This window comes from Mycolicibacterium nivoides, from assembly GCF_003855255.1.
Taxonomy (GTDB): Bacteria; Actinomycetota; Actinomycetes; order Mycobacteriales; family Mycobacteriaceae; genus Mycobacterium; species Mycobacterium nivoides.
The window spans coordinates 698,699-711,398 of record NZ_CP034072.1; the positions used below are offsets into that span (position 1 = coordinate 698,699).

13 protein-coding genes are annotated in these 12,700 nt (G+C 67.4%); 6 read left to right on the forward strand and 7 right to left on the reverse strand.

What is annotated here, in order from left to right:
- Positions 1-5: 5 nt before the first annotated feature.
- Positions 6-782, reverse strand: coding sequence for a glucose 1-dehydrogenase (locus EH231_RS03475; RefSeq protein WP_090425317.1), 777 nt, complete (start codon positions 780-782; stop codon positions 6-8).
- Between the two features lie 247 nt (positions 783-1,029).
- Here EH231_RS03475 and EH231_RS03480 point away from each other — a divergent pair, with 247 nt between their 5' ends.
- Positions 1,030-2,673, forward strand: a complete 1,644-nt coding sequence (locus EH231_RS03480; protein WP_164480756.1) for a flavin-containing monooxygenase — start codon at positions 1,030-1,032, stop codon at positions 2,671-2,673.
- Between the two features lie 6 nt (positions 2,674-2,679).
- Here EH231_RS03480 and EH231_RS03485 read toward each other — a convergent pair whose 3' ends face one another.
- Positions 2,680-3,615 carry a LipP1 family hormone-sensitive lipase gene (locus EH231_RS03485; RefSeq protein WP_124714160.1) on the reverse strand — a complete coding sequence of 312 codons (936 nt, stop codon included), beginning with the start codon at positions 3,613-3,615 and terminating at the stop codon, positions 2,680-2,682.
- Positions 3,616-3,945: 330 nt separating this feature from the next.
- On the opposite strand from EH231_RS03485, the gene EH231_RS03490 reads away from it, so the two are divergent.
- Positions 3,946-5,385: a histidine phosphatase family protein gene (locus EH231_RS03490; protein WP_241177875.1), complete on the forward strand. Its 1,440-nt coding sequence runs from the start codon at positions 3,946-3,948 to the stop codon at positions 5,383-5,385.
- Positions 5,386-5,502: 117 nt separating this feature from the next.
- Here EH231_RS03490 and EH231_RS03495 read toward each other — a convergent pair whose 3' ends face one another.
- Both EH231_RS03495 and ppgK read right to left on the reverse strand, forming a co-directional pair.
- Positions 5,503-6,930, reverse strand: a complete 1,428-nt coding sequence (locus tag EH231_RS03495) for an RNA polymerase sigma factor (RefSeq protein ID WP_124711881.1) — start codon at positions 6,928-6,930, stop codon at positions 5,503-5,505.
- A 205-nt stretch (positions 6,931-7,135) separates the two neighbouring features.
- Positions 7,136-7,957 (reverse strand): polyphosphate--glucose phosphotransferase, encoded by an 822-nt coding sequence (gene ppgK, locus EH231_RS03500; protein ID WP_090425319.1) that lies wholly within the window; start codon positions 7,955-7,957, stop codon positions 7,136-7,138.
- A gap of 155 nt (positions 7,958-8,112) precedes the next feature.
- Between ppgK and EH231_RS03505 the strand changes: the two genes are divergently transcribed.
- Entirely contained in the window at positions 8,113-8,949 is an 837-nt protein-coding gene (locus EH231_RS03505; protein ID WP_124711882.1) for an inositol monophosphatase family protein, read from the forward strand.
- On the opposite strand, the gene cei is transcribed toward EH231_RS03505, so the two are convergent.
- Complete coding sequence (cei, locus tag EH231_RS03510) at positions 8,923-9,570, reverse strand: envelope integrity protein Cei (RefSeq protein ID WP_044517873.1); 648 nt, start codon at positions 9,568-9,570, stop codon at positions 8,923-8,925. The genes EH231_RS03505 and cei overlap by 27 nt on opposite strands.
- Positions 9,571-9,735: 165 nt before the next feature.
- Here cei and EH231_RS03515 point away from each other — a divergent pair, with 165 nt between their 5' ends.
- A complete protein-coding gene (locus tag EH231_RS03515; RefSeq protein WP_029111033.1) occupies positions 9,736-10,038 on the forward strand; it encodes a DUF4193 domain-containing protein in 303 nt (100 codons plus the stop codon).
- Between the two features lie 33 nt (positions 10,039-10,071).
- Here the strand turns inward: EH231_RS03515 and EH231_RS03520 are convergent, their stop codons facing one another.
- Complete coding sequence (locus EH231_RS03520) at positions 10,072-10,551, reverse strand: DUF3093 domain-containing protein (RefSeq protein WP_090425321.1); 480 nt, start codon at positions 10,549-10,551, stop codon at positions 10,072-10,074.
- A gap of 25 nt (positions 10,552-10,576) precedes the next feature.
- On the opposite strand from EH231_RS03520, the gene dut reads away from it, so the two are divergent.
- Entirely contained in the window at positions 10,577-11,041 is a 465-nt protein-coding gene (gene dut / locus EH231_RS03525; protein ID WP_090425322.1) for a dUTP diphosphatase, read from the forward strand.
- Positions 11,041-11,844: a DUF3710 domain-containing protein gene (locus EH231_RS03530; protein ID WP_164480757.1), complete on the forward strand. Its 804-nt coding sequence runs from the start codon at positions 11,041-11,043 to the stop codon at positions 11,842-11,844. The genes dut and EH231_RS03530 overlap by 1 nt, the downstream gene beginning before the upstream one ends.
- 12 nt (positions 11,845-11,856) lie before the next feature.
- Here EH231_RS03530 and EH231_RS03535 read toward each other — a convergent pair whose 3' ends face one another.
- A complete protein-coding gene (locus tag EH231_RS03535) occupies positions 11,857-12,576 on the reverse strand; it encodes an alpha/beta fold hydrolase (RefSeq protein ID WP_164480758.1) in 720 nt (239 codons plus the stop codon).
- Between the last annotated feature and the right edge of the window lie 124 nt (positions 12,577-12,700).

Sequence of the window (12,700 nt, forward strand, 5' to 3'; positions counted from 1 at the left end):
GACCATTACTGTCCCATCACGTATTTCACGGTCGGACCGGCGGTCCAGCCGCCGTCGACGGCGATCTCCGCGCCGGTGACGTAGGTGGAGGCGCCGGAGAGCAGGTAGCCGACTGCGCCGGCGATCTCGTCGGCCTCGCCGACACGGCCCATCGGGGTGTTGGGGTAGTTGCCCTCACCCTGTGCGATGCCGATCTGTGCGGTCATCGGCGTGTAGGTCATGCCGGGATGCACCGAGTTCACCCGGATCCGGTCGGGTGCCAGTTCCACGGCGGCGATCTTGCTCAGGCCGCGCACACCCCACTTGGATGCGCCGTACCCGGCGGTCAGCGCCAGGCCCATCAGGCCGGCGGCCGAGGAGATGTTGACGATGGAACCCCCACCCGCTGCGCGCATCGGCGCGATGACCGCCTGAAGGCCGTTGAAGACGCCGACCAGGTTGATCTCGAGCACGGTGCGGAAGTGGTCCAGCGGCTCGTGCTCGATGAACTGGCCGGTCGAGATGCCCGCGTTGTTCACCAGGCCGTTCAGAGTGCCGAACTCCGCCAGGGTCAGCTCGACCGCGGATTGCCACTGCGCCGCATCGGTCACGTCGAGGTGGACGTAGCGGGCGTCGGCACCGAGCTCGGCGGCCAGCGCGGCGCCGTCCTCGTCGAGCACGTCGGAGATCACCACCTTGCCGCCACGCGCGACGATGTGCCGGGCGAACGATGCGCCGAGGCCACGTGCGCCGCCGGTGACGACCGCTACGACATCCGACAAGCTGTCCGAATCTGCTTGCATCCCAACAATTTCCTTTCAGGGTAAAACCCGGGCCGGAGTCAGGATGGATCCTGGCCGCAGCGCCGCGGTGGATGAACGCAACGATATTCGTCACGGTGGTGGCGTGGCGGAAAGTCTCATTCAGCGGGAATGGGTGGGGCAGTGCTGCGACGATGCCGCCTAGTACCGGTGAGTGAGACAACGGCTGTCCGCTGCGCTCTCCGGTTCGTAACGTGACGAGCCGAATCATGAATCGAAAGGCAACGATGTGACAGCCCAGCCAGCTCCGTCAGGTACCGCCGACAAATCCGCCGCGGTGGATGTGGTCGTGGTGGGAGCCGGTTTCGCTGGGCTGTACGCACTGCATCGCCTTCGCAGGCAAGGCCTTTCGGTGCGGGTGTTCGAGGCCGCCGCCGGGGTGGGCGGAGTCTGGTACTGGAACCGCTATCCGGGCGCGCGCTGCGACGTGGAGAGCGTCGACTATTCCTACTCGTTCGACTCCGCCCTTGAGCAGGAGTGGAACTGGACCGAGAAGTACGCCACCCAGCCGGAGATCCTGGCCTACCTCAACCACGTGGCCGACCGGTTCGACCTGCGGCGCGACATCTCCTTCGAAACCCGCGTGACCGACATGGTGCTCGATGAGAAGACGCTGCGCTGGGAGGTCCGCACCGACCGCGGTGACGTCGTGTCCGCGCGGTTCTGCATCCTGGCGGTCGGGCCGTTGTCGAACGCGAACATCCCGGCGATCGAGGGCCTCGATTCGTTCGCGGGCGAGGTCTACCACACCGCGCACTGGCCGCACGAAGGCGTTGATTTCACCGGCAAGCGGGTCGGCGTGATCGGCACAGGATCCTCGGGCATCCAGGCGATCCCGCACATCGCGAAGGAAGCCGCACAGCTCTACGTCTTCCAGCGCACCCCGAACTACAGCGTGCCGGCCGGCAACATTCCGCTCGACGATGAAACGCGCGCCGCCCAGAAAGCCGGGTATGCCGAGCGGCGCAGGCTCTCGATGCTCAGCGGGGGCGGCTCACCGCATCAGCCTCACCCCGAGTCCGCCCTGGACGTCTCCGCCGAGGAACTGCGGCAGACCTACGAGCGGCGCTGGGAACTGGGCGGTGTGCTGTTCTCCAAGGCCTTCCCGGACCAGCTGGTCACCATCGAGGCCAACGACACCGCACGGCTGTTCTGGGAGCAGAAGGTGCGGGCCGTGATCGACGATCCCGCGGTCGCCGACGTGTTGATCCCGAAGGATCATCCGATCGGCGCCAAGCGAATCTGCACCGACGACAACTACTTCCAGACCTTCAACCGGGATAACGTCTCGTTGGTGAATCTGCGGGCCACTCCGATCGAGCGGATCGACGCATCCGGCCTCGACACCACCGAGGCGCACTACGATCTCGACGCTCTCGTGCTGGCGACCGGGTTCGACGCGATGACCGGATCGGTCCAGAAGCTCAACGTGGTGGGCCGGGGTGGCAGGACGCTGAACGAGGCGTGGGCGGAAGGGCCCGCGACCTACCTCGGTCTCGGTGTCCCGGGCTTCCCGAACCTTTTCAACATCGCCGGTCCCGGCGCCCCCTCGGTGCTGGCCAACATGGTGCTGCACTCGGAGTTACACCTGAACTGGGTCGCCGATGCGATCGCCTTCCTCGACGCCCGGAGCGCTCCGGCGATCGAGGCGCGTGAGGACGCCGCAGCCGAGTGGGTGGCCGAATGTACCCGGCGTGCCGCCGAAACGCTTATGCCGCAGGCCAATTCGTGGTACCTCGGGGCGAACATCCCGGGTAAGCCGCGGGTGTTCATGCCGTTCGTCGGCGGCTTCGGCGTGTACGGCGAGATCATCGCCGATGTCGCGGCGGCGGGCTACAAGGGCTTCGACATCCACCAGGATCTGACCGCATAGCGTCGGTCAGCCGTCACCGCCCAGCACCGCCCGGATGTCGGCGCACACCTGCCGCCTGGCGGTACCGGCCAGGGTCAGCGCCGGCATGGTCATGAACCCGTGGATGGCGCCGGGGTAACTCCGGTGCACCACCGGAACCCCCTGGGCCGCCAGCGCTTCGGCATAGTCTTCGCCTTCGGAGTGCAGCGGGTCGAAACCCGCGGTGATCACCACTGCGGCCGGCAGCCCCGACAGATCCGCCCGCAGCGGCGACGCATGGGGGTGGCTGCGGTCGCCCGCGTCCGGAACGTACTGGTCCCAGTACCACGCCATGGCGGCGCGGGTGTTGTAGTAGCCCGCCTCGAACCGGCGGTAGGACTCGGTGTCGAGATCCGCGGCGATCACCGGATACAGCAGTGCCTGGCACGCGATGTCCGGACCGCCGCGATCGCGGGCGAGGATCGCGGTGACGGCGGCGAGATTTCCGCCTGCGCTGTCGCCCGCGACAACGATCTGAGACGCGTCGGCGCCGAGTTCACCGGCCGTACGAGCAACCCAGCACAACGCGGCGTACACGTCGTCGGCCGCGGCAGGCCAACGCGCTTCGGGTGCCAGCCGGTAGTCGACGGACACCACCACCGCACCGATGCCGTTGCACAGGTCCCGGCACAGGTCGTCGTGGGTGTCGAGGTCGCAGAACACGAATCCACCGCCGTGCGCGAACAGCACCACGGGTGCCGGGGCACCGGAAGACGTTTCCGGCCAGTAGATCCGGACGGGAACATCGCTCCCGGGACCCGGTATCGTCCGCTGCTCGACCGCATCGATCGGCTGCGGACGGTCCGGTGCCCGATACCGGGACCGCACGGCGGCCCTGGCCTCGGCGCCGCTCATCGTCTCGACGGCAGGGAAACCGGTATTCAGTACGGGCAGCAGTTCTGCGATCTCCGGATCGACTGTCATCTCCACCTGTTCGTCGGGTTGTCCGCACACGGCAACGGGTCCTTTGGCTCACCAAACCACGCCGGCGCCGGCCCGGGTCTGTGTGTTCCGCGCAGCGGGATTCACGGGATCCGGCTCTCGGCCAGCACGATTGGGACTCGTTTTGTACCGCTGAGCGAGATTGCGGGTCCCCGTCGCACCGCGAGTGCGGACCATCACATGGCCCGGCCCAGTGAGGCGGTCGACACACCGAGCGGCTCTCGGCGAAATCCACAGTCGGGGAGTCGCATTCGGCCGGGCAACCTGAGCCGCCACTGCGGCGTGCTCGACAACCTGACAGATGGAGAGGAAATGGACCGACATAGCAAGTTCGACAACGGCGCCGTACCCGCTGTGCGTCGTCGTTCGAGAACGACATGGAGAGCCCTCGGCATCGTGCTGACCGCCTTCGGCTTCTTCGTGATGTCCGTGCTGCCCGCATGGGCCGCCGAGAACATGCGGGTCACCTTCGTGCGCCACGGTCAGTCCGCGGGCAACACGTCGGGGAACATCGACACCTCGACGCCGGGTCCGTCGCTCACCCCGCTGGGGCGAGAGCAGGCCCAGGCGGTGGCCGACAAGCTGGGGGACAACAACTATGACGCCATCTATGCGTCGCAGATGATCCGTACCCAGCAGACCGCAGAACCGATGTCGGCCTATCTGGGTTTGCCGATCCAGGTGCTGCCCGGCCTGCAGGAGATCGAGGCGGGTGACTACGAGGGCACACCCGAGAGCGGTGCACTGGGTGGTTATCTCCAGTCTCCGATCGCCTGGGCGTTCGCCGGTCAGCTCGGCGCACGCATCCCGGGGTCGATCGACGGCAACGAGTTCGACGCGCGTGTCGACGGCGCGTTGAAGACCATGTACGACAAGGGCGACCGCAACGCGGTCGTGTTCTCGCACGGCGGCACCATCATGTTCTGGACCATGATGAACGCCAAGAACCTGACCCTGGCGGAGAAGGGCATGCTGCTGAGCCAGCACGCACTGGGCAACACCGACTACGTCGTCATCGAGGGAAACCCCGAGGACGGCTGGACATTGGTGGACTGGAACGGCCAGCGGTTCAGCCCCGAGCCGACCTTCGGGCACGAGGTCGGGGTGCAGATGCGGACACTGACCCGCCAGCTCGAGGCCGCCATGAAGCAGGTGACGGATTCATTCGCCACCGGTGACGTGATCAAGGTTGCGACGGCGATCAACCGCAGCGTGGCCGATGCCTCCTTCTCGGTGGCCAAGTTCAACCGTGCGATCAATGCCGAGGTCATCAAGCGGGTCGGCAAGACCATCGATCAGGCGCGCAATCCGGATTCCGATCCGGTGCCGGATCTCACCGACAAGGTGTCCGAAACGGTCAAGAACATCGTCCCGGACACGGGTTCGGCCACGGACCTGCTGAAGCCACTGGACGCTGTGGTGCCAGATCCGAAGGACACGCCGGAATCGGCCGGTTCCGGCCGCGACAACGTGACCCAGAAGGTCACCTCCTCGGTGCGGGGCAACGGTGCGAGCGACCTGACCGCCGGCAACATGGTCAGGCCCGGCAAGGCTTTCACCGATGCCAAGCGTGCCGGCGAACAGGTTCGTACCGCGCTGTCCGACACCGCCGATCAGCTCAGGTCGACGGTGAAGTCCTCCCTTGGCGGCATCACCGGTGCCGCCAAGAAGGTGTCCGAGACTGCGGGCGCGCCAAGCGCTTCGCGTGACACCGCCGGTTCCGAGAAGGCCTCCGCCGATTCGGACAGCTGATGAGCGCAGACCGGCCGGTGTAGATGCCCGTCGCCTGCGGTAAGAAATTGGCCCCCTCCGTCAGACGGAGGGGGCCAATCTCGTTGTGGCACGTGGCGGCCCGGACCGGGCCGGGTGCTAGTCGAGGTAGTCGCGCAGAACCTGCGAGCGGCTGGGGTGCCGCAGCTTGCTCATGGTCTTGGACTCGATCTGGCGGATGCGCTCACGGGTGACGCCGTAGACCTGACCGATCTCGTCGAGCGTGCGGGGCTGACCGTCGGTCAGGCCGAACCGCAGCCGCACCACGCCGGCCTCGCGCTCGGAGAGCGTCTCCAGCACCGACTGCAGCTGATCCTGCAGCAGGGTGAAGGACACCGCGTCGACGGCCACCACGGCCTCGGAATCCTCGATGAAGTCACCGAGCTGGCTGTCGCCCTCGTCGCCGATGGTCTGGTCCAGCGAGATGGGCTCACGCGCGTACTGCTGGATCTCCAGCACCTTCTCCGGCGTGATGTCCATTTCCTTGGCCAGCTCTTCGGGCGTGGGTTCGCGACCCAGGTCCTGCAGCAGCTCACGCTGGATGCGGCCGAGCTTGTTGATCACCTCGACCATGTGCACCGGGATACGGATGGTGCGGGCCTGGTCGGCCATGGCGCGGGTGATGGCCTGGCGGATCCACCAGGTGGCGTACGTCGAGAACTTGTAGCCCTTGGTGTAGTCGAACTTCTCGACCGCGCGGATCAGGCCCAGGTTGCCTTCCTGGATCAGGTCGAGGAACGCCATGCCGCGGCCGGTGTAGCGCTTGGCCAGCGACACCACCAGACGCAGGTTGGCTTCCAGCAGATGGTTTTTCGCGCGATCGCCGTCGCGGCAGATCCACTGGTAGTCGCGTCGCACCTGGGTGGTGAGCTTCTCGCCCTTCTCGGCGAACTCGGCCATCTTCTGGGTGGCGAACAGCCCGGCCTCGATGCGCTTGGCGAGCTCGACCTCTTCCTCGGCGTTGAGCAGGGCGACCTTGCCGATCTGCTTGAGGTAGGCGCGGACCGAGTCGGCCGAAGCCGTCAGCTCGGCGTCTTTGCGTGCCTGCCGCAGCGCCTCGGACTCTTCCTCGTCCCACACGAAGTCGCCGGAGGCCTTGTCCTTCTCGGACGGCTCGGGGTGTTCCTCGTCGGCCTTGGCCGCTTTGGCCGGCGCGGCGGCCTTGGCGTCCTTGCTCTCGCCTTCCTCGGCGTCGTCCTCGTCCTCGTCGTCGGCGGAATCTTCGACCTCGTCGTCGGTGTCGAGTTCCTCGTCGAGCTCGAGGTCGGCGTCGTCGACGTCGAGCACGTCGCCGGGCTCGGCTTCGAGATCGTCGGTGGTCTCCAGATCGTCGTTGACGTCTTCGGGCTTGCCCGCCGCGGCCTTCGTGGCCTTCTTGGCGGGGGCGCGCTTGGTGGCGGTACCGCCCTCGGCCTTGGCCGCGGTGCTCTTGGCTGCCCGCTTGGCCGGGGCCTTCTTGGCGGGAGTCTTGGTAGCGGTGCGCTTCACCGGCTCGTCGGTCGCCGGGCTTGCCTTTGTCGCTGCCACGTACACCCTTTCGGTCTCGCGAAATTCTCGGTGGGCATGGGCATACTCCACCGAAAGCGTCTGCTATCGAATGTTGGCGTTCTTATCGGCTGGGATATTCACCGCTATTCGGTAGGCGGCCGCCGAGGACCATTGTAACGACAGTGTGGGTGTTCACCGTGCCGAGCGGCAAATTTCGCCACGTGACCGACCGAAAGCGGCAAAGTTACCCGGCGGTAGGTTGCGTGCCGGTGGGCCCCGGATCCTGACTGGCCATGGCCGCACCCACGATGCCTGCCGTGTTGAGCAACGCCGCCGGGACGATCGGGGTGCGGATCTTCAGCAGGGGAAGCCACTTGTCGGACTTACGGCTGATGCCGCCACCCGCGATGAACAGGTCCGGCCAGATCGCGTTCTCGATCGTCACCAGAACCTTGTTCACCTCTTCGCTCCACCGCGCGTAACTCCACTCCTTGCGTTCCTTGACCGAGGACGCGGCGCGGTGTTCGGCTTCCTTGCCTTCCACCTGCAGGTGGCCAAATTCGGTGTTGGGCAACAGCACACCGTTGTGGATCACCGCGGAGCCGATGCCCGTGCCGAAGGTCAGCAGGACCACGACGCCGCTGTTGTCCTTGCCCGCCCCGTAACGCTCCTCGGCAAGGCCTGCCGCGTCGGCGTCGTTGAGCACGCGCACCGGCTGCCCGCCGAGCGCGGCGCTGATCACCTCGGCGGCGTTCACCCCGATCCAGCCCTTGTCGACATTGGCGGCGGTGCGCACGATGCCGTCGGTGACGACGCCCGGGTAGGTGACGCCCACGCTGCCGGTCCAGCCGAACTCGGCCACCACCGCAGCCACCGTTTTGGCCACCGAGTCGGGCGTCGACGGCTGCGGCGTGTCGAGCTTGAACCGCTCGCCGATGAGCTGCCCGGTGTCCAGGTCGACGATGCCGCCCTTGATCCCGCTGCCGCCGACGTCGACGCCGAATCCGCGGTGTTGCGCGTCGGCGGGGGAAACCGGATCTGCCGCGGATGCGTCGGGTGCGGTCATGGGTGCTCCTTTGTGGGACAGGCGGTGAGGCTGTCGGACAGGATGAGGGACAAACCAAGGCGCGTCCCCACCCTAGTCGGTGAACATCGCACCCGCGGCTGGTCTGCCATCCACTGCGAAGCGACTTTTCGGTCAGAAGATGTTGCGATAGGGCCGTGACCGACAACAGTTTCGATGCTCCCGCCTTGCGTGCCGTGGCCGAGCAACTGGCCACCGAAGCCGCCGAGTTCGTCTCGCGCCGTCGCGCCGAGGTGTTCGGCGCCGGGGTACGTGACGATGTGCGGACTGTCAGATCCAAGAGCACCCCGACCGACCCCGTCACGATCGTCGACACCGAAACCGAGCGGTGGCTGCGTGAGCGGCTGGCGGTGTTGCGGCCCGCAGAGGCCATTCTGGGGGAGGAGGAGGGCGGTCAGCAGGACGACCGCCCGGGACTGAGCTGGGTGCTCGACCCGATCGACGGCACGGTCAACTTCGTCTACGGGATCCCGGCCTACGCGGTATCGGTGGCCGCGCAGTACGACGGACGGTCGGTGGCCGGGGCCGTGGCGAATGTTCCTGCCGGCGAGGTCTACTCGGCCGCCCTGGGGCACGGTGCCGAAGTGGTGCGGGACGGGGTGCGCACGCAGCTGCGGTGCTCCCGCGTCGAGGATCTGTCCATGGCGCTGCTGGGTACCGGGTTCGCCTACGCCCCAACCCACCGGGCGCGGCAGGCCGGGGTGCTGGCCCAGGTGCTGCCCTCGGTGCGCGACGTGCGCCGCATCGGCTCGTGCGCGCTCGATCTGTGCATGGTGGCAGCGGGCCGGCTGGACGCCTACTACGAAGACGGTGTGCAGGTCTGGGACTGGGCAGCGGCGGCGCTGATCGCCGCCGAGGCCGGGGCGACGGTGTGGCTGCCGACCGCTCCCGGTGCCGAGTACGCGGCGGCGTCGGCGCCGGGCATCGCCGACGCCCTGCACGAGGCGCTAGCAGGTGCCGGTATGGATCTTTGACAGCAGTGCGGAATCCGACGGTGCGGTGGCGTCGGGGCGCAGGCTGGCCAGCACGGCCTTGATATCGTCGTTGCTGGTGAGTTCGCTGAACTCGGTGCCGAGCGCCAGATCGACTGTGGCGTCCGGCCTTTCGTCCTGGAACAGCTCGGTGCACGGAGCCACCAGCCACACCGCTGCGGCGGCTGTGCGGCCGGACGGGCCGAACCGGATCTGGCCCTGGCATTCCAGCCGCGTGCTGGCGTAGATCGGGTCGTTCGCCGCCTCGGGCTGGGCGAAGCCGAGATCGCGCAGGGCCCCGGCCACCTCGCCGGCCTGGCCGCCCTGGCCGCTGGCGTTGAGCACCCGGATCCTGGTCTCGGCCAGCGGTGCCGGCGTGACTTCGGTCATCGCCGAACTGGCCACCTGCTCACCCAGCTTCGGGGCGGCCGGATCGGTGGCCGGCGGGTTGTTGCAGACCGTGGCCTCGTGCACATCGGCGGGCTGATTGAGGGCGATGATCCAGACGATCATCGTCACCACAGCGAGTGCGACGAAGAGCACAATGCCCGGAACGAAACTGCGCCGACGGAAGGGTCGACCGTGACGGTCGAAGGCGGTGCCATCGGTGATTTGCGCGACCACACCTGCACTCTAAGGGCAATGGTGTTCGCTGACGCAGTAGAGCTCAGACGGTAGTGTGATGTAAATCACACTGAAACGTGTGGCAATACGGGCACGAATCATTTGGGGAATGCGTTCGACGCTGGTACAAAGCTCTGCTGCAAGGTAAGGGAGGGGACACAGACGATGGCTACCGACTACGACGCTCCACGGCGTTCCGAAGCAGACGAGGTTTCTGAGGATTCGCTGGAGGAGCTCAAGGCGCGTCGCAACGAGGCGCAGTCCGCGGTGGTGGATGTCGACGAAACAGAAACGGCGGAGTCGTTCGAGCTGCCGGGCGCAGACCTGTCCGGCGAGGAATTGTCGGTACGGGTGGTCCCGAAGCAGGCCGACGAGTTCACGTGCTCCAGCTGTTTTCTGGTGCATCACCGCAGCCGGCTGGCAAGCGAGAAGAACGGCGTGATGATCTGCACGGACTGCGCCGCCTGACGGCGGCTCAGCCGCTGCAGTTAGATTCGCGGCTCAGCCGCGGAGCGCACCGAGGACACGATCCGGATGGCGGGAACTGATGAGCCAGTACGGGGTGGGATCATCCGGATCGTCGAGCACCACCAGCACCATCGGGCCCACCCAGGCCCGGTGGACGACGTAGGCGGCGGGATCGAGTTGGCGACCCAGCGCGGCGGACTTGGCGGACCGCGGCACCTCTGCGGTCCGGGAGATGACGCTCGTCGGCAGGTGTGCGTCACCGACCCACAACTCGGTGTCGCCACCGCTGTGGCGCACGACCTTCAATTCGGTCTTGCTGAACCACATCAGCACAGCCCCCGCCACGCCGAAGAGCAGCAGGTACGGCAACCACGCCGGAATGGCCGGCGCGGCCAGGCCGATCTCGAACGCGATGACCCCTGCCAGCACCGCAGCCGGCAGCGACCACCACCACGGCACCCACAAACGTTCGCGGTAGTGAACGCTTTGGGCGGTTGCGCGCGTGTCTGACACGGGGCTCAGAGTAATCTGTGACGTCGTGTCCACCTCTCTGGCGGTCGTCCGATTGGACCGCGAACTACCGATGCCCAGCCGGGCGCACGATGGGGACGCGGGCGTAGACCTCTACAGCGCGCGTGATGTCGAGCTGGCCCCCGGGCAACGGGAGCTCGTGCCCACCGGAGTCGCCGTGGCCATTCCGTACGGAATGGTGGGATTGATCCATCCGCGTTCGGGTTTGGCTGCACGCGTGGGACTTTCGATCGTCAATAGTCCGGGCACCGTAGACGCCGGTTATCGCGGCGAGATCAAGGTCTCGCTGATCAACCTCGATCCCGACACGCCGATCGTGATCAACCGCGGTGACCGGATTGCCCAGCTGTTGGTACAGCGGGTAGAACTGCCCGAGTTGGTCGAGGTGACCTCGTTCGACGAGGCGGGCCTGGCTGACACCTCCCGTGGCGAAGGCGGCCACGGTTCCTCCGGCGGACATGCGAGTTTGTGATGGCATTCGGAAAACGCAAGAGCAAGGATTCGGCTGACGATTCGGCCGGTCGGAACGATGACGAGCTGGTCGCCGACCAGTCGTCCTCAGCGGACGTGGCCGATGATGTCGACGAGGATTCCGACCAGGGCCCGTTCGACATCGAGGACTTCGACGATCCCGCGGTCGCGGTGCAGGGCAGGCTCGACCTCGGCTCGGTGCTGATCCCCATGCCCGATGGCGGGCAGGTCCAGGTCGAGCTGAACGAGGCCGGGGCGCCCAGCGCGGTGTGGGTGGTGACCCCGAACGGGCGGTTCACCATCGCCGCCTACGCCGCGCCCAAGAGCGCGGGCCTGTGGCGTGAGGTGGCCGGCGAGCTCGCCGAGTCGCTGCGCAAGGACGCCAGCTCGGTGAACATCCAGGACGGCCCGTGGGGCCGCGAGGTGGTCGGCGCGGGCAACGGTGGAGTGGTGCGCTTCATCGGCGTCGACGGCTACCGCTGGATGGTGCGCTGCGTGGTCAACGGTGCCCCCGAGACCATCGACGCGCTGGCCGCCGAGGCGCGGGCATCATTGGCCGACACCGTGATTCGTCGCGGTGAGACACCGCTGCCGGTGCGCACGCCACTGCAGGTGGAGCTGCCCGAGCCGATGGCGGCCCAACTGCGCGCCGCAGCGCAGCAGGCCGCGGTGCAGCAGGCCGCCCAGCAGCTCGCCGCTGCCACTCAGGCGTTGCCGCAGGATCAGCCTCCGGCCGAGCCGGTGGCGCGCCGCAGTGAGCAGGGCTCGGCGATGCAGCAGCTGCGCACCATCACCGGCGGGTAGTACACCCGCGCATCAGCCTGCGACGGTGTCGCTGGCGGCCTCGTGCAGGGCCGCCACGCAGGCGGCACCCAGCACGCCGGTGTCGAGCCCCATCTGTTCGAGGGTGACCGACCGCAACGCCGCCTGCGGTGCCGCGGCCACCCATTCGTAGCCGACCTCGGCCGGATGCACCGGATCGTCGGTCGCCACCGCGACGCCCATGGGCACCCGGAGCTGTTCGAGTTCGGCACTGCCGGGTGCGCGGTAACCCGAGGCTTCCTCCATCGCATCGGGCAACGTCGGCCACTGGCCCACCCAGGAGCGGGCGAGTTCGTCGGCCAGCCACGGCGGGCTGGAGGCACGCATCTGCGCGACTGTGGCCGCCAGCCCATCGCGGCGCAACAGGTCCGCCGATTGCCGGGCCAACAGTGCGGCGGGGGCGTGCTGGGAGGAGCCCGTCCAGGGCGGCAGGGCGGCCAGCACCGCCACCGTGTGGCCGGGATGGTCCAATGCCCACCGGAGCGCCACGACGGCCCCGATGGACACTCCGCCGACGGCGATCGGGCCCGATCGGGCCGCGTCGTCCAGCGCGTGCAGGTAACCCTCGACAAGCCGGTCCGGAGTCGGTGGCGGGGTCACCACCAGAGCCTCGGCGGCGTGCAGTGCACCCGAAAACGCCCGGTAGACGTAGTTGTCGTCGGACCCGGTGCCGGGCAGCAGAACGGTTGGGACACCGCGCAGAATGACGCTCATCACACGATCGTGCCTGCCCCGTCAAATCGTCGGCGTGCCGACCCACACCCCACGTGGCATTCCCCGTGCAAGAGGTCTACCGTGGCCTTGGTTGGGCGGATTCACAGTGGATCTGCAGAAGGTC